15 protein-coding genes and 1 riboswitch are annotated in these 16239 nt (G+C 67.3%); of the genes, 9 read left to right on the top strand and 6 right to left on the bottom strand.

The features are described 5' to 3' along the window. Positions 1-83: 83 nt before the first annotated feature. The 3 genes from ACIBK6_RS03140 to ACIBK6_RS03130 all read left to right on the top strand — a co-directional run bounded on the left by ACIBK6_RS03140 (position 84) and on the right by ACIBK6_RS03130 (position 1302). Positions 84-404 (top strand): DUF3618 domain-containing protein, encoded by a 321-nt coding sequence (locus tag ACIBK6_RS03140; RefSeq protein ID WP_399048246.1) that lies wholly within the window; start codon positions 84-86, stop codon positions 402-404. Between the two features lie 44 nt (positions 405-448). After that, positions 449-781 (top strand): GroES family chaperonin, encoded by a 333-nt coding sequence (locus ACIBK6_RS03135; RefSeq protein ID WP_399048245.1) that lies wholly within the window; start codon positions 449-451, stop codon positions 779-781. 96 nt (positions 782-877) lie between these two features. Then, positions 878-948, top strand: a riboswitch (guanidine-III (ykkC-III) riboswitch). Positions 949-981: 33 nt separating this feature from the next. Further along, positions 982-1302, top strand: coding sequence for a DMT family transporter (locus ACIBK6_RS03130; RefSeq protein WP_399048244.1), 321 nt, complete (start codon positions 982-984; stop codon positions 1300-1302). 158 nt (positions 1303-1460) lie between these two features. Here ACIBK6_RS03130 and ACIBK6_RS03125 read toward each other — a convergent pair whose 3' ends face one another. Then, entirely contained in the window at positions 1461-3950 is a 2490-nt protein-coding gene (locus ACIBK6_RS03125; RefSeq protein WP_399048243.1) for a transglycosylase domain-containing protein, read from the bottom strand. A 278-nt stretch (positions 3951-4228) separates the two neighbouring features. On the opposite strand from ACIBK6_RS03125, the gene ACIBK6_RS03120 reads away from it, so the two are divergent. The 5 genes from ACIBK6_RS03120 (at position 4229) to ACIBK6_RS03100 (ending at position 9525) form a co-directional block, all read left to right on the top strand. After that, positions 4229-5029 carry an ABC transporter permease gene (locus tag ACIBK6_RS03120; protein WP_399048241.1) on the top strand — a complete coding sequence of 267 codons (801 nt, stop codon included), beginning with the start codon at positions 4229-4231 and terminating at the stop codon, positions 5027-5029. Positions 5030-5228: 199 nt separating this feature from the next. Further along, positions 5229-6050: an ABC transporter permease gene (locus ACIBK6_RS03115; protein ID WP_399048466.1), complete on the top strand. Its 822-nt coding sequence runs from the start codon at positions 5229-5231 to the stop codon at positions 6048-6050. Positions 6051-6090: 40 nt separating this feature from the next. Continuing rightward, positions 6091-7083, top strand: a complete 993-nt coding sequence (locus ACIBK6_RS03110; protein ID WP_399048240.1) for an ATP-binding cassette domain-containing protein — start codon at positions 6091-6093, stop codon at positions 7081-7083. Between the two features lie 43 nt (positions 7084-7126). Continuing rightward, positions 7127-7753 carry a DUF1707 domain-containing protein gene (locus ACIBK6_RS03105; RefSeq protein ID WP_399048465.1) on the top strand — a complete coding sequence of 209 codons (627 nt, stop codon included), beginning with the start codon at positions 7127-7129 and terminating at the stop codon, positions 7751-7753. Between the two features lie 425 nt (positions 7754-8178). Further along, positions 8179-9525 (top strand): DUF445 domain-containing protein, encoded by a 1347-nt coding sequence (locus ACIBK6_RS03100; RefSeq protein WP_399048238.1) that lies wholly within the window; start codon positions 8179-8181, stop codon positions 9523-9525. A gap of 266 nt (positions 9526-9791) precedes the next feature. On the opposite strand, the gene ACIBK6_RS03095 is transcribed toward ACIBK6_RS03100, so the two are convergent. From ACIBK6_RS03095 to ACIBK6_RS03085, 3 genes are all read right to left on the bottom strand, one after another. Next, a complete protein-coding gene (locus ACIBK6_RS03095; RefSeq protein ID WP_399048236.1) occupies positions 9792-10094 on the bottom strand; it encodes a hypothetical protein in 303 nt (100 codons plus the stop codon). A gap of 87 nt (positions 10095-10181) precedes the next feature. After that, positions 10182-10373 carry a DUF397 domain-containing protein gene (locus tag ACIBK6_RS03090; RefSeq protein ID WP_399048234.1) on the bottom strand — a complete coding sequence of 64 codons (192 nt, stop codon included), beginning with the start codon at positions 10371-10373 and terminating at the stop codon, positions 10182-10184. Continuing rightward, positions 10373-11218, bottom strand: coding sequence for a helix-turn-helix domain-containing protein (locus ACIBK6_RS03085; RefSeq protein WP_399048233.1), 846 nt, complete (start codon positions 11216-11218; stop codon positions 10373-10375). The genes ACIBK6_RS03090 and ACIBK6_RS03085 overlap by 1 nt, the downstream gene beginning before the upstream one ends. Positions 11219-11423: 205 nt before the next feature. Here ACIBK6_RS03085 and ACIBK6_RS03080 point away from each other — a divergent pair, with 205 nt between their 5' ends. Then, positions 11424-12083, top strand: a complete 660-nt coding sequence (locus ACIBK6_RS03080; RefSeq protein ID WP_399048464.1) for an ATP-binding protein — start codon at positions 11424-11426, stop codon at positions 12081-12083. Between the two features lie 13 nt (positions 12084-12096). Here the strand turns inward: ACIBK6_RS03080 and ACIBK6_RS03075 are convergent, their stop codons facing one another. Together ACIBK6_RS03075 and ACIBK6_RS03070 are read right to left on the bottom strand one after the other, a co-directional pair. Further along, on the bottom strand, positions 12097-12996 hold the full coding sequence (locus ACIBK6_RS03075) for a restriction endonuclease (protein ID WP_399048231.1): 900 nt from the start codon (positions 12994-12996) through the stop codon (positions 12097-12099). Positions 12997-13088: 92 nt separating this feature from the next. Next, positions 13089-16226 carry a DUF3427 domain-containing protein gene (locus tag ACIBK6_RS03070; protein WP_399048229.1) on the bottom strand — a complete coding sequence of 1046 codons (3138 nt, stop codon included), beginning with the start codon at positions 16224-16226 and terminating at the stop codon, positions 13089-13091. Positions 16227-16239: the final 13 nt, after the last annotated feature.

Genomic DNA, 16239 nt, shown 5'->3' with positions numbered 1-16239 from the left:
GGGGGCCTGTGACAGTGCACCGGCGGCGGAACTGACAGACTGTGGATGACGGATGACCCCATACGACCACCGGAGGCGGCGCAGTGTCGGATGCCAGGACCCCTGCGCAGATCGAGGCGGACATCAAGAGCCGGCGGGACCAGCTCGCGGTGACCCTCGACGAGATCGGGGTGCGGCTGCACCCGGATACGATCGTCGGCGATGCCAAGGCCAGGATCGCCTCGGCCGTGGACCACACCGCGGGCCGGGCGTTCGTCGCGGTGAACCGCAGGGTGAGCGACGTGAAGGCGCGGTTCGTGTCCGAGGACGGGGCGCCCCGGGTGGAGCGGATCGTGCCGGTCGCGCTGGTGGCCGTCGGCCTCGTCGGACTGCTCGCGCTCTCGGCGAAGAAGCGGCGGGCCTGACCCTTGGGCGTACGCCCGTCGCCGGGGCGGGTAGGTTCGACCCCGTGACCGAGAACACCCACGACAAGCTGCCCATCCGAATGCTGCACGACCGTGTGCTCGTCCGGTCAGACACCCCCGAGGGCGAGCGGCGTTCGGGCGGCGGCATCCTCATTCCGGCGACCGCCGCCGTCGGCAGACGGCTCGCCTGGGCCGAGGTGGTCGCGGTCGGCCAGAACGTACGCACCGTGGAGCCGGGGGACCGGGTCCTGTACGACCCCGAGGACCGTGCCGAGGTCGAGGTGCGGGGCGTGGCGTACGTCCTGATGCGCGAGCGCGACCTGCACGCGGTCGCCTCCGAGCGGGTGTCGGTGGACGCGACCGGGCTGTATCTGTAGACACGCTGCTCAAGCTGCATCTGTAAAGACCCTGCTCAGCTGCATCGGCAGAGACCTTGCTCAACGGGGCTGGTGACCGTCGTCACCAGCCCTTTTGCATGTCCTTTGCTATCGTGGTGGGACCCCGACGAGACGCGTCGTACCGGGTCAGGACAAGACGACGCACCCCGTATGTGTTCGCGTCTTTCGGAGGTGCCGTCATGGCCTGGGTCCTGCTCCTTGTCGCTGGTCTGCTCGAAGTGGGCTGGTCGATCGGGATGAAGTACACCGACGGATTCACCCGCCTGGTGCCCAGTGTGCTCACCGGCGCCGGGATCGTCGCTTCCATGCTGCTGCTGTCGCAGGCCGCCAAGACGCTGCCGATCGGCACGGCGTACGGCGTGTGGGTCGGCATCGGCGCGGCCGGTGCGGCGGTGCTCGGCATGGTGGTGCTCGGCGAGCCCGCCACCGCCGCCCGGATCTTCTTCGTCTGCCTGCTGCTGGTCGCCGTGGTGGGCCTCAAGGCGACCAGCGGGCATTAGGTGATCAGCGGGCGCTAGCGGGGCTCTAAGCGGCCTTGTGGAAGCTCGGTGCAGTACCGCGCTTGAAGGGGCGCGGTACTGCGACACCATGCGGCTGCGCCGAGCAGGGAGGACCCCCATCCGCCCGCAGCCGACGAACGCCACTTCCCGCGGGGCGCTTAGCCGCCCCTCGGTCCCCGTGCTCTGTTGCCAACTCCCGTCGTGGTGCCGCCCGTTCCGGCCGTCGTGCCCGTGTTGGTGCCGCCGTTGCCGGTGCCGCCGCCGTCAGTGGTGCCGCCGGTGTTGGTGGTGGCGCCGCCGTCGGTGGTGCCGCCCTGGGCCTGGCCACTGTTGGTCTGGCCGCCGTTGGTGGCTCCGCCCTGGGTCTGGCCTTGGGTCGGACCCTGGTTCTGCCCCTGGTTCTGACCTTGCGTCTGACCCTGGTTGCGGCCGCCGGTCTGACCCTGGTTCTGGCCCTGGTTCTGGCCTTGCGTCTGACCCTGGATCTGTCCCTGCGTCTGGCCCTGGTTGCGGCCGGGCTGCTGCGACGGCGACTGGAACGGGTTCGGGGGCGGCGGCTCGACCGGGATGGCCGCGCCGTCCTGGAGCTGCAGGTCGAAGTCCTTGGCCTCGCTGCCCTGGAGGGCGCCCTTGGTGTACTGCGCCCAGATGTCCGCGGGCGGCCCGCCGCCGTTCATCCGGGGGAAGCCGAGCGCCCCGTACAGCGGCTGCTGCACCGCCGTGTCGGGGTCGGCGCCCATCACCGCGACGACGGTGGCCAGGTCCGGGGTGTAGCCCGCGAACCAGGCCGCCTTGTCCTGCTCGGCCGTGCCGGTCTTGCCCGCCGCCGGCCGCCCGGCCGCCTGCGCCGCCATACCCGTGCCGCCCTCGACGACGCTCTGCAGCATCGACGTCGTGGTGTCGGCGGACTCGCGGCTGACGGCCTGCTTGCCGTCCTGCGCGGGCAGTTCGGTCTTCGTACCGTCCTTGATGACCGACTCGACCAGCGTGTACGTGCCGTGCCTGCCGTGGCCCGCGAGCGTCGCGTACGCCTGCGTCATGTCGAGCACGCTCGCCGTCGCCGGGCCGAGCGCGATCGACGGGGACGCGGTCAGGTCGGGGGTGTCGGCGGGGATGCCGAGGTCGACCGCGGTCTGCTTGACCTTGGCGGAGCCCACGTCGACGGCCATCTGCGCGTACACCGCGTTGACGGACTTGTCGGTGGCGGTGCGCACGGTGATCATCCCGTACGAGGCGTCGTCCTCGTTGGCGGGCGCGTAGGTGCCGCCGTCCCAGCCCTGCACGGGGCGCTTGTTCGTGCCGTCGTAGACCGTGTTCGGGGTGATGGTCCGGCCGTCCTGGGTCTTCGAGCCGTTGACCACCGCCGAGGTGAAGACGAACGGCTTGAAGGTGGAGCCCACTTGGAAGTCGCGCCGGGTCGCGTTGTTCACGTACTGCTTGGTGTAGTCGATGCCCCCGTACATCGCGAGGACCTTGCCGGTCGCCGGGTCGATGGAGGCGCCGCCGACCCGGACGTTGCGGTCGGCCTTGCGGACGGTGCTCAGCTTGGAGTTGACCTTGTCGTCCACGGCCTTCACGAAGGCGTTCTGCTTGTCCTGCTGGATCGTGGTGGTGATCCGGTAGCCGCCGGTGGCCAGGGTGTTCTCGTCGATGATCTTGTTGCTGGTGAGGTAGTCCTTGACGGCCTCGACCAGGTAGCCGCGCTGCCCGGCGAGCCCGGCCCGGGGTTTGACCTTGCCGGGCGAGGGGAATGTGGTCGCGGCCCGCTCGGCGGGGCTGAGCCACTTCTTCTTGACCATGCCGTCGAGTACGTAGTTCCAGCGGGCCAGCGCGCTCGGCTTGTTCTGGGGGTGGGCGATCACGTCATACGCGCTGGGGGAGTTGAGCAGCGAGGCGAGGTAGGCGCCCTCGGCGGTGGTGAGCTTCTCGACGTCCTTGCTGTAGTACGCCTGGGAGGCGGCCTGGATGCCGTACGCGTTGCGCCCGAAGTAGCTGGTGTTCAGGTACCCGGTGAGGATGTCGTCCTTGGTCTCCTCGCGATTGAGTTTGATCGCGATGAAGAACTCCTTCGCCTTGCGGGTGACCGTCTGCTCCTGGCCCAGGTAGTAGTTCTTGACGTACTGCTGGGTGATGGTGGAGCCGCCCTGGGTGCCCTTGCCGGTGAGGGTGTTCCAGGCGGCGCGGACCATCGCCTTGGGGTCTACGGCGCGCTCGGAGTAGAACTCCCGGTCCTCGGCGGCCAGTACGGCGTGCTGCACGGTGAGCGGGATCTGCGCGAGCTGCACGTTCTCGCGGTTGACCTCGCCGTCGGAGGCGAGCTGGGTGCCGTCGGAGTACAGGAAGACGTTGGACTGCGCGGTGGCCCCGGCGTTGGCGGGCGGGATCGACACGAGCAGGTAGCCGGCCAGGAAGCCGCCGATGAGCAGCAGGGCGCAGAGCAGGAACAGGCCGAGTACCAGTCGCCAGCGGGGCACGAAGCGGCGCCAGCCGGTGCGCTTGGGCCGCTTCTGCTCGCCTCCTCCCCCCGCGCCGGCCGTCGCGGGGGCGGGGGCAGGGGCGGCTGCGGCGGCGGTGAGGTCCCGGGGCGCCCAGTTCTGCGGCGCCCGGGGTCCGGGGTGTGGTGGCTCCGGCTGCTCGTCGTCGCTCATGTCTCTCCGGCCATCGCGTCTCGGGTCGTGTGCGGGGGTGCTGTATGGGGTGTCGTACGAGGTGTCGTACGGAGGTTTCTGCAATGGGCTGTTTCGGCTATTTAAGCTATTTCGGCTATTTAAGCTATTTCGGATATTTAGGCTGTTTCAGATGTTTCAGCTGATTCGTGCTGTAAGGACATACTGCATGCCCGGCCACGGAAATTCCGTCGCGAAGGGCCGTGGGGCTGGGCTAGGCTCCAGCGCTTTGGCATCCGGAGCGGTGAGGGGGGCAAGGCGTGCGGCTGTACGGGGTCGTGGCCGCGGGTGGGTTCCGGCGCTATACGACATACCGGGTCGCCACCGCGGCAGGAGTCTTCACCAACACCGTCTTCGGCGTCATCGTGGCCTACACCTATATAGCCCTGTGGGACGCGCGCCCCCACCTGGGCGGCTACGACCAGTCCCAGGCCCTCACCTATGTATGGATCAGCCAGGCCATGCTGATGACGGCCAGCCTGTTCGGCGGCGGCTTCGCGGACGAGCTCGTGGAACGCATCCGTACGGGTGACATCGCGATCGACCTCTACCGTCCGGTCGACCTCCAGTTGTGGTGGCTGTCCGCCGATCTGGGCCGGGCGCTCTTCCACTTGCTGGGGCGCGGCGTCGTCCCCCTCGCCTTCGGCGCGCTCGTCTTCGACCTCGCGCTGCCCGCCAACCCGCTGACCTGGCTTGCCTTCCTGCTCGCGGTCCTGCTGGGGGTGGTGGTGAGCTTCGCGCTGCGCTTCCTGGTGGCGCTCTCCGCGTTCTGGCTGCTCGACGGGGCTGGCCTCTCCGCGCTGGTCTCCATCGCGGGCATGTTCTTCTCCGGGATGCTGCTGCCGCTCACCGCCTTCCCCGGCCTGCTCGGCGAGGTGGCCCGCGCGCTGCCCTGGTCCTCGCTGCTCCAGATCCCGGCGGACGTCCTGATGGGCAGGCACCACGGCTGGGGCCTGCTCGGCGCGTTCGGTTTCCAGCTCGGCTGGGCGGTGGCGCTGCTCGGCGCCGGGCGGCTGCTCCAGTCCGCGGCGGTACGGAGAGTGGTGGTGCAGGGTGGCTGAACTCCGGGGCACCGAAGGCGTCGGTGAGCGAACGGCATTGCAGGGCGCCGAAGGCGTGGACGGGCGAACGTCACTTCAGAGCGCTGACGGCCTGGACGGGCGAACGTCACTCCAGGGTGCCGAAGGCGTCGGTGAGCGTGAGCCGCTCTGCGGTGCTGAAGGCCTGGACGGGCGAACGTCACTTCAGGGTGTAGAAGGCCTGGCCGAGCGGGCGCCGGCGCTGGGTGCGTTCGCCACATATCGCCTGGTGGCCGCCATGTGGATCCGCTCCACCCTCGCCTACCGGGCGTCCTTCGTGATGATGTTGGTCGGGAACTTCCTGGTGACCGCGTTCGACTTCGTCGTGATCGCGCTGATGTTCTCGCAGGTCCGCTCGCTCGGCGGGTACTCGTTCGCCGAAGTGGCTTTCCTGTACGGCACGTCGACCACAGCGTTCGGACTCGTGAACGCGGTGATGGGCTCCATCGACAAGCTGGGCGCGCGGGTCCGCGACGGCACCCTCGACACCCTGCTCGTCCGTCCGGCGCCGGTGCTCGCCCAGGTCGCCGCCGACCGGTTCGGCTTGCAGCGACTGGGCCGGCTGCTCCAGGGCATGCTGGTCCTGGCCGGTTCGCTCATCGCCCTCGACCTGCACTGGACGGTCCTGAAGGTGCTGATGGTGCCGGTGATGCTGCTGAGCGGCGCCGCGATCTTCGCCGCCCTGTTCGTGGCGGGCGCGGCCTTCCAGTTCCGGGCGCAGGACGCGGCCGAGGTGCAGAACGCCTTCACCTACGGCGGCCAGACCCTGCTCCAGTATCCGCCGACGGTGTTCGCCAAGGACATGGTGTGGGCCGCCACCTTCGTGCTGCCGCTGGCCTTCGTCAACTGGCTGCCCGCCCTCTATGTGCTCGGCCGGCCGTATCCGCTGGACCTGCCGGGCTGGCTCGCCCTCACACCGCCCCTGGTCGCGGCCGGCTGCCTCGCGCTGGCCGGCCTCGCCTGGCGGGCCGGGATCCGTTCGTACCGCAGCACGGGGAGCTGACCGATGGGCCCGATCTCGTACCGAACAACGGGGAGTTGACGTGACGGACCTCATCGAACTCGACGGCGTCGAGAAGGTCTTCGACGTACGCCGTAAGACCGGTCGGCTGCGCCGCGAGAAGCGGCAGGTCAGGGCGGTCGACGGGATCAGTTTCCGGGTGCCGCGCGGCGAGATGGTCGGCTACATCGGGCCCAACGGCGCCGGAAAGTCCACCACCATCAAAATGCTGACGGGCATCCTCACTCCGAGCGGCGGGCGCCTGCGGGTCGCGGGCCTCGACCCCTCCCGCGAACGCACGAAACTGGCCCAGCGCATCGGCGTCGTCTTCGGCCAACGCACCACCCTGTGGTGGGACTTGCCGCTGTACGACTCCTACCGCCTGGCCCACCGCATGTACCGCATCCCCGACAAGCGCTTCCGCGAGAACCTCGACCGATGCGTCGAACTCCTCGACCTGTCAAGCCTGTTGGACGTGCCCGTACGCCAACTCTCCCTCGGCCAAAGGATGCGCGGCGACATCGCGGCAGCCCTGCTGCACGACCCGGAGGTCCTGTACCTCGATGAGCCGACGATCGGCCTCGACGTGATCAGCAAGGCGAAGGTCCGGCAATTCCTGCGCGACCTGAACGCGGAGCGCGCCACCACGGTCCTGCTCACCACCCACGACCTGACCGACATCGAGCAGCTCTGCCGGCGCGTGATGGTGATCGACCACGGACGCCTCATGTACGACGGCGCGCTCGCCGGGCTGCACGAGGCGGGCGAGAGCGAACGCACCCTGGTGGTCGACCTGGAGCGCGAACTCCCGCCGGTGGAAGCCGAAGGCGCCCGCGTGGTGAAGGTCGAGGGCCCCCGCCAGTGGCTCGCCTTCCCCGCCTCGGCGTCGGCGGCGCCGCTGGTCGCGCACATCGCCCAGGCGTACCCGCTGGTGGACCTGTCGGTCCGGGAGCCGGACATCGAGGCGGTGATCGCGCGCATGCTGTACTCAACGGGGGCGAGCCCCCGAACCTCCGAGACGCCCGGCCTTCACTAGGCTTTGCCGCATGACGAGTGAACCAACGGGTGGGCTGCCGGAGATGCGCGCTTCGGACGCGGAGCGGGAGCGGGTCGCCGAGTCGCTGCGGGATGCCGTGGCCGAGGGCCGGCTCGACATGGAGGAGTTCGAGCAGCGCCTTGAGGCGGCCTACAAGGCGCGTACGCATGGGGAGTTGGAGCCGCTCGTCCGCGACCTGCCCGCGCCGGGCGCGGTGAGCCCGGCCGCCCAGGTGGCCCGCCCCACCGAGAACGACACGGACGTCCACTGGCCGTCCCGGATCGGCCACCCGGCCACCTCCAAAGGAGGCTTCGCCCTCTGGGGCGGCTTCTCGCGCAAGGGCAGCTGGACGGTGGCACGCAAGTTCACCGCGTTCGCGATGTGGGGCGGCGGCGACATCGACCTGCGCGAAGCCCGCTTCGAGGACCGCGAAACGGTGATCCGCCTCTTCACGATCATGGGCGGCATCGGCGTGACCGTACCCCCCGAACTGAACGTCCAGGTCAAGGGCTTCGGCATCATGGGCGGCGTAGGCGGCACCGCCAAGGGCAACAACGAGGGCACCCCCGGCTCCCCTCACGTCACGATCAGGGCGTACGCGCTGATGGGCGGGATCGGAGTGGACCGCAAGCTGCGAAAGGCCCAGAAGCAGCGCAAGGAACTGGGCTGAGCTCAGGAGCTTGGCCTTGCCATCCCCTGTACCTATCTAGCCCCTCCGGCGCTTGAGGAGCGGGGTCCGGGGCAGAGCCCCAGCACCACCGCCCCGCACCGGCCCACCCACCCCTGCACCCACTCACCCCCGGAGGGTTTCGGGAAGGGGCGGGGAGGGGCAAAGCCCGCCGCAGGCGCCCACCACCCGCACCGCACCCGAGCCCTGCACACCGCCCCCGAACGGGTGGCGGCGGGGCGGACGGGAACTCAACGGGCACGTCATGAGTACTCCATGCAGGGCGTCCAGCCAGGACGGAGGGGCAGGCGGGACAATTGCGTACGGGATCGACCGAAGCCGTACGAGACTGATCGAGGACGTTCAGGACTGATCGGGGTCGTACGGGACCGATCGGGGTCGTAGGCACGCGCGGACAGGTGGAACGAATGGACCGTACGAGAACGGGCGCCGGGGCGAAGGCCGAGGTGGCGGGGGCGGCGGACGCGCCCGCGCGCCCGCCGCTCTCCTCCCCCTTCGCCTACACGGCGGCGGACGAGGAGAAGCGCCGGGGCGTGCGCCGCATGAAGGCGACCGCCACCGGCCTGCTGCTCCTGGTCGCGGTCGTCTTCGCGCTGTCCACATGGGCGGACCGGTCGGGCGCGGGGGCCTGGGCCGGATACGTGGCGGCGGCCGCCGAGGCGGGCATGGTGGGCGCGCTGGCCGACTGGTTCGCGGTGACGGCCCTGTTCCGCCGCCCGCTGGGCCTGCCGATCCCGCACACGGCGATCATCCAGAACAAGAAGGACCAGTTCGGCGCCACGCTCGGCTCCTTCGTGGGCGAGAACTTTCTGTCGACGGCGGTAGTACGGACCCGGCTCCAGGCCCTCGGTATCGGACGCCGGCTCGGCACCTGGCTCGCCGAGCCCGATCACGCCGACCGGGTGACGTCAGAGCTGGCCACGGCCCTGCGCGGCGCGTTGACGGTGCTCCGGGACTCCGACGTACAGGCGGTGGTGGGCGAGGCCATCACGCGCCGGGCGGACGCGGCGGAGATCGCGCCCGGCGTGGGCAAGGCGCTGGAGAAGATCGTCGCCGACGGCAGTCACCGCAAGGCGGTCGACCTGATCTGCGTACGGGCCCACGACTGGCTGGTGCTGCACGGGGACTCGGTGATGGACGCGGTACAGGGCGGCGCCCCGGGCTGGACCCCGCGCTTCGTGGACCGCAAGGTGGGCGAGCGCGTCTACAAGGAGCTGCTGCGCTTCGTGACCGAGATGCGCGACATGCCGGCCCACCCGGCGCGCGGTGCCCTGGACCGCTTCCTGGCCGATTTCGCGGCCGACCTCCAGTCGGACACCGAGACCCGTACCAGGGTGGAACGCTTCAAGTCGGACATACTGGCCCGCCCCGAGGTCCAGGACATCATCGCCTCGGCGTGGGCCTCCGTACGGGGCATGATCATCGCGGCGGCCGAGGACGAGCGGAGCGAGCTGCGCCTGCGGGCCAGGGCGTCACTGCTGTCCCTGGGCGCCCGCCTGTCCACCGACCCGCGCCTCCAGTCCAAGCTGGACGGCTGGCTGGAGGACGCGGCGGCGTACGTGGTCTCGACGTATCGTGCCGAGATCACGTCCTTGATCACGGACACGGTGGCGTCGTGGGACGCGAACGACACCTCGCGGAAGATCGAGGCGAACATCGGCCGCGACCTGCAGTTCATCCGGATCAACGGCACGGTGGTGGGTGCGCTGGCGGGTCTGGTGATCTATACGGTGTCGCACGCGCTGGGCGGATGAGGGGCCCTCGCCGGGCGTGCTGGGTGGTGAGGGGGTTCCGTGGGGCGCGCTGGAAGGGTGAGCGGGTTTTCGCAGGGCGGATGGCGGTGTCCTGAAGGCCGGACACTGGTCGCGGTCGGTCGCGGAACTGCCCCCTCGGGCGCGCACTCCCGTCGGGCGCATAACCGACTTGCCTGTCCTTGCCGTACGGCCATGCGCCCGACCACTGCGGGGAGTTGCTCTTAAGTACGGGCGGGAGCGGGCGTGTGCTCACCGCGCCGAGCCATTTATTTGGAGCTGCGGGTGACAGCCCAGGAAGCGACCGCGACGGCTCCGGCCACCCCGAACACGGAGGGCCAGGCGCCGACCTTCTTGGCCAGCGGATGCGACCCGGCGAAGGCGGCGACGTAGGCGGCGCTGAGCCCCACGGCCGCCTTGGTCCCGGCCGCCTGCTGCCACTGCCGCGCGGCAACCGCCCCGGCCGCGGCCAGCGCCACCCCACCGAGCGGCCGCTTCTTGGTCCACCGGGCCACCCCATACCCCCCGATCAGCCCGCCGGCAGCGATCGCAGTCGCGGGAACCTTTGCCATGGTTTGCCTCCTGAAGTGCGGTTTCCTTGAGGCTAACGCGCGGGGGCGGGGCGGTTTGCGCGGGGTCTGGGCTCGCGAGGCGGTCCCCTAAAGGGCCTCGCCCTTGAGCGCACCCACGAACTCGGTCCAGGTAGCAGCCGAGAACGATATGCGCGGCCCCGCGGGCCGTTTCGAGTCACGCACGGCCGTGCTGGTCGAAAGACGCGCGGTCTCCACGCACTCCGTACCGCTTCCCCCGCTGTACGAGGACTTCACCCAGCGGATGTCTTGGTGATCCATCAAAGCTCCCTGAGGGCCCGATCGAGGAGCGCGGCCGACGTGTCGATGTCCAACGCCTGTGCGCTCAGGTACTGGAACGCCAACTTATAGCGCTCCAACTCTTCGGGCTTCTCCATGAAGAGCCCGCCGCCGATGATGTCCACGTACACGACGTCGAGTTCGGGCGTCGGGCCACCCAGGATCACGAAGCTTCCTACGGCAGCGGCATGCGCGCCACTGGCGAACGGCAGTATCTGGATGGTGACTTGAGGCAGTTCGGCTTGAGCTTGCAGGTGTCTCAACTGTTCTCGCATCACCTCTCGCCCACCGACCATGCGCCGGACGACTGCTTCATCGATCACGGCCCAGATGTGGGGAGCGTCGTCCCTGGTGAGCAGTTCCTGCCGCTTCATGCGGATGTCCACCATGTGCGCGATCTCCTGCTCGGTGCAGCGCATCTCGGACGCGCGATGCACCGCTTCCGCATAGGCGCGGGTCTGGAGCAGCCCGGGGACGTACATGCAGGCGAAGTGATCCTCGCGGACGACCTCGTCCTCAAGGGTCAGCATCAGATTCATGGACTCGGGGATCGGATCGGCGAGAGAACGCCACCAGCCTTGAATCTTCGCCCCTTTGGCGAGTTCGACCAGTGTCTTCCGTTCCTGCTCCGAGGCGTCGTACTCCCGACAAAGGGCGTCCACGGCAGGCCACTTGACCGTTCCCTCCTTGGTCTCGTAGCGGCTCAAGGTGGCTTTGGAGACCCCGACGAGCGCGCCTGCCTCTTCCAAGGTGAGCCCCTTGCGCTCGCGGAGCCGGCGCAGGTCGGCGCCGAGTTGACGCCTACGTGTGGTCGGTCCAACTGCCATGTTCCCGGCCCTTCGTGTTGATCTCCCCGAGCGTGCCCCGGCCCACCACTTCGAGACAAGACAGCGCACGCCGGGGGCGCACGCACGCGCTGCCCACTCCATCAACTCCCACGTGAGAGTTCCATATTGAGAGTTCCACTGTCACTCTATGAATGCGCGTTGCTACACAGTGAATCAGCGATGGTCGGAGTGAGGGGTGGTTGCCATGGAAGGGTGCCGATTCGGAATCGACCGCAAGGCTTGGGATCTGCCGTTCTTGGCCGAGCCTGAGGAACTCGCGGCCCTGAGACGCATCATGCGTCTCCACCTGACGATGTGGGGCTTGCCGCATGTCATCGAGTCCGCCCAGCTGTGCGTAACAGAGCTGGTCACCAACGTCATCACGCATGTCGGCCCGCAGACTCCGACGACCCTGGCCGTATCCATGAACGGCCCACTCCTGCGCGTCGAGGTCATCGACCCTGACACTCGCGCTCTACCAACTCTCCTCGCGGCCATGATTGATGACGAGTCAGGGAGAGGGATGGCGCTCGTGGAGGCGGTCGCTGATCGCTGGGGTGTGATCCTTCGCGCGGATGCGAAGGTCACGTGGTGCGAACTGGCGACGGGGCTTCGTTCTGCCGATGACCACGTCAATGATCCTCAAGTGGCGCGAGCCGAATCGTTGTTGGGCCTCTACTGCCTGAACGGCGGCCCGGAGTCGAAGGCTGCGAACGCCGCATCCCTGTCCAGTGCGGAGGAGGCGACGATCGAGGTGATCGTCGACCTCCTCCGCTGGCTTCGCGTTCACGGTCGAGATTCCGACGCCGTCATGGAATGCGTTTGGGGTCGTTTTGGTGCGACGCTGAGCGCCGATGTTGTATGACGGCGTCGATCACTTAGGGCTGACTCTTCACGTAGGTCTCGCCTTCGGGCCAGATCACGGACGCGGCAACCTCGGCGGCGTGGCAGAGCTTGAGGAGATCCGGGCGGGGCTTGGAAGGGAGTAGCAAGGCAATGTCCGTCTGAGGCTCCAAGTACCGGCGGTAGTCGAAGAGTTGCCCTATCGCCATGCGTATCGCTTCGCGGGTAGCGGTTGCCTTTGCCTCGATCAGCAGCTTGTCGGTCGCGTCGTAGAGGTCGGTGTAGAGCGGTTTCGCCTCTCCCTCGGGCCTGATCTTCTTGCGAGTGACCGTGTGGCCCTGGGACTCCAGGTGTTGGCGGTATGCCTTGACGAGCTTGGCCTCGCGGCGGTCAGACAGCCGCGGCTTGCCGCTAGGGTTCACGATCATTTGCTCAGCGTTGTGCTGCTCTACCGCGACGTCGTCCACCGTCGTTGACGTTGCGGGACTCAGCGCCAAGTCGTCCGTCAACGGCACCGAGTCGGCAGGACGAAGCCTGAACATGATGACAGTGCGGACCTCGCCAGCGGCGTCCGGGGCATCGGTGGTGTACCAGGGCTCTTTTGGGTCGAGGAAGAACTGCCCCAGGTTGGCGACAACAGCCTTTGCCGTCGTCTTGAACAGCTGGAGCGAACGTTTCTGCTGTACGTGGTCGAGAATGTCCAAGTTCCCCTCGACCATTTTCTGGTCTCCGTAGAGCCCTTCGCCGCAGTAGTGGTAGCAGTCGTCCTCGCCCCAGCCGTCGTAGTAACCGTACTGGCGACCCCGTTCGGGGTTTGAGAAGAGGAAGAGGTAGGGCGGCTCCTTGGGCTTACTGATCCCCTTTTGGCGGTTACCGCCGTACTTGTCGTGGATCTTCTTTCGCCTGACTTCCGTACCAACAGCAGCTACGTCCAACGCGGAGCCTCCCCAATCGTCTGCTTGTTGAGATAATTAACTGTGCGAGGACCAGGGTTAGTTCCCAGTTGCGCAAGCGAGCTAGGGCGTGGCTAGCCTGCCGCGATGGCTGAGTAGGTCAACACGTCCGCGGGCAAGGCGTGCTTCAGCTCCCAGGTGATCGCCATCGGCTTGCTGCCCGTGTGCTGGACGTACTCGGCCGGGCCGAGCAGCATCCAGGGCTGGGCCCCGCCGATGTCCGTGTTCTTGTAGCGACGGAGGAAGAGCAGGACGTGGCTGCCTTCGGATGCGTGGTTTTGGTAGCGCCTGCCGGTGGGTGATGTCTCAGACGTCTGGTTCTGCGACTCCCAGTGAAAGAGGTTCTCGCTCAACGCATAGTCGCGGTACCGCGTTTGAGGTGAGAAGTCCTTCTCATCCTTTTCGCGAGTGATGAGGAGGGCGTCGGTCTTTGCGGACTCGCACCACTTCACCCCCTCGCGGAAGTGGGCCGCCATGAATCCGCCGATCTCGGCCTGGCCGAGGGCAGGGAGGATTTCCTCCCGGGTGTACGACGCGTGCACGGTCAGCGGTAGGTCGGCCTGGTCGCCAAGGAGCGGTACGGGAACGTGCTCCGTGTGGGCCAAGTTGTGCGCCAGAACCTGCCTGAGCTCGTCGCGGAAGTGGGAAAGCCCGGCAAGAGAGGCGAAGGCCTCGTCGTAGCTCCTGAAACTACCTCCGAGCGGCCAAAGGGAGAAGAACAGCATGCGGGCATATCCCTGGTCCTGCTCGCTGAGTCCGGCGTAGGCGGGCGGGATATCCGTGAGCAGTCGGGTGTACGCAGCCACACGCTGGGGATCGTCCACATGAAGAAACGACGGCACCCGCTTGAGGAGTGCGGGCTCCCCGTCGGGCACGGGTGGTACCAAGAGATTCGTGCGGCGGAGTAGGCCCGTCCAAGAGTTACCTCCGCGATAAATCTCCTTGGGTTCGCGTCCGCTCTCATCTAGATAGGCGCTCAGGCGCGGCTCGCCGTACGTTGCTACCTCGCGGGCCAGGACAGTTACGTTGACGCCGATCTGGGCCTTGATGTTTTCGATGATGACTCGCTTCGCCTTGGGCTCCAAGATGATCTGGCAGCCCGAGGGAAGTTGTGGGAAGTCGTGCTCGATGTGAGTCAGGAGCCTCTTGCGCGTCAGGTTGGTAAGGGCTCGGAACTGATTCTCGAAACGAAACTCCTTGCGGTGCTGACCGATGAAGTCCAGAATCGTCAGCACTGCTTTGCTCTCACTCCGTCGTAGGCCGCGCCCCAACTGATGGAGGAAAACCGTTGCGCTAGCAGTGGGCCGCAGCAGGAGGAGGGTGTCGACGTCAGGGATGTCCAGACCCTCGTTGAAAAGGTCGACCGAGAAGATCACCTGGAGGGTTCCAGCCTTGAGGTCGGCCAGCGCTTGCCTGCGGTCTGTAGCTGGAGTCTCGCTGGAGAGCGCGACGGCGTTCAGTCCGGCTCGCTGGAAGTACGCGGCCATGAAGCGTGCGTGGGCTACCGATACACAGAAGCCGAGGGCGCGCATGGCCGCAGGGTCTGTCACCTTGTCCTCAACTGCCTTGACCACCAGACGGGCTCGGGCGTCATTTCCGGTGAGGACGTTGTCCAGTGCCGCCGTGTCGTAGGCGCCCCGCTTCCACTCGACGGCCGTCAGATCCGTATTGTCACTGATCCCGAAGTAGTGGAACGGGCTGAGCAGGTCGTTCTCCAGAGCTTCCCAGAGGCGCATCTCGGCTGCGATGCGGCCATCGAAGAACTCGTCCTGGATGTTCTTTCCGTCCATTCGCTCCGGTGTCGCCGTCAATCCGAGTAGTTCGCGTGGAACGAAGTGGTCAAGGATCTTTCGGTAGGTCGGCGAGGTGCCGTGGTGGAACTCGTCAATGACGATGACGTCGAAGTGGTCCGGAGCCAGGCGCTCCAGGGCCCGGGCGTTGAGGGACTGGACGCTCGCGAAGACATGGGTCCAGCGCTCGGGGATCTCGCCAGTGAAGAGCAACTCCCCAAATTCAGCATCGACTAGAACATCTTGGTACGTGCGGAGCGACTGCTGCAGGATTTCCTTGCGATGAGCGACGAACAGGAGCCGCAGATCGCGGCCCAGCTTCTGACGGAGATGTTTGTAATCCAGAGCAGCCATCACCGTCTTGCCCGTGCCGGTCGCAGCGACCAGCAGGTTGTGGTGACGATCGTGGACGGTGCGCTCGACCTCAAGGCGTTCCAACATGTCCCGCTGGTGCGGGTACGGACGGACTTCCAGGCCCGAGAGCTGAAGCCCAGGATGTTGGGGGCCGTTCATCTTGCCCGAGGCTCGACTCAAGGCCTCGTCGAGGCGTGCGCCATCTCGTTCGGGGTCGTACGACTCGAAAGAAGGCTCGTTCCAGTACGAGCCGAACGTTGCCTCGAACTTGCGCAGGACATCCGGAGTAGCGATGGAAGACAGTCGTACGTTCCATTCCAGCCCATCCAGCAGCGCTGCCTTCGAAAGGTTTGAGCTGCCGACGTACGCAGTGTCGTATCCGCTGTTGCGGCGGAAGAGCCATGCCTTCGCGTGGAGGCGCGTCGACCGCAGCTCGTAATTGACCCGCACCTCGGCGTTGAACTCATGGACCAGGCGGTCAAGTGCTCGTCGCTCGGTCGCCCCGATGTAGGTCGTGGTGATCACCCGGATCGGTACGCCACGCGCGTGGGCGGCTTTGAGTGACTGCTCCAGCACGCGGAGGCCATGCCACTTCACGAAGGCGCACAGCAGATCCACGCGGTCCGCGGTGGCGAGCTCGGCGCGCAGCTCGAACCCCAGATTGGGATCGTCGGGAGCGTTGGTGATCAGTGCGGTTTCGGAGAGGGGAGTGGCGGGTCGGATCGCATAGACGCCCGGCGCTTCGTGCTCAGCGATGGCCAAGAGTTGGCGTGGCCCGTCGGCAATAAGATCGACCCATTCCCGTGCGCCGTCCAAGGTGCTCACGGACTCAAGGATGTGATTGGCGGCGTGTACCCGTTCCGCGGAGGGCAGGCGCTGTAGCACCTGACGAACTGCGTCAGCGATGTGGCGAGCGAGGACATGTGGTGTCGACTCGGGGCCGACTTCGGCATCAATTGTCCGCCAGCCGCCTGCGTCGAGCCCCTTGAGCTGCTCGGTGAGGCGCAGCGTGATGAGCTGCTCGTAGAGACCGGTTACAGGCTGCCCCGAGCCGACGGTGTTGGTCACGCTGTGCCCCTCC

The sequence above is a fragment of the Streptomyces sp. NPDC050485 genome, from assembly GCF_044458185.1.
GTDB lineage: Bacteria > Actinomycetota > Actinomycetes > Streptomycetales > Streptomycetaceae > Streptomyces.
Note: the sequence above shows the minus strand (reverse complement) of the source record. Positions and strands in the feature narration are given on the sequence as shown.

Coding starts and splice junctions, on each gene's coding strand:
- ACIBK6_RS03130 (WP_399048244.1), top strand. CDS start 982: ATGGCCTGGGTCCTGCTCCTTGTCGCTGGTCTGCTCGAAGTGGGCTGG.
- ACIBK6_RS03125 (WP_399048243.1), bottom strand. CDS start 3,950: ATGAGCGACGACGAGCAGCCGGAGCCACCACACCCCGGACCCCGGGCG.
- ACIBK6_RS03105 (WP_399048465.1), top strand. CDS start 7,127: ATGCGCGCTTCGGACGCGGAGCGGGAGCGGGTCGCCGAGTCGCTGCGG.
- ACIBK6_RS03100 (WP_399048238.1), top strand. CDS start 8,179: ATGGACCGTACGAGAACGGGCGCCGGGGCGAAGGCCGAGGTGGCGGGG.
- ACIBK6_RS03095 (WP_399048236.1), bottom strand. CDS start 10,094: ATGGCAAAGGTTCCCGCGACTGCGATCGCTGCCGGCGGGCTGATCGGG.
- ACIBK6_RS03090 (WP_399048234.1), bottom strand. CDS start 10,373: ATGGATCACCAAGACATCCGCTGGGTGAAGTCCTCGTACAGCGGGGGA.
- ACIBK6_RS03085 (WP_399048233.1), bottom strand. CDS start 11,218: ATGGCAGTTGGACCGACCACACGTAGGCGTCAACTCGGCGCCGACCTG.
- ACIBK6_RS03080 (WP_399048464.1), top strand. CDS start 11,424: ATGGAAGGGTGCCGATTCGGAATCGACCGCAAGGCTTGGGATCTGCCG.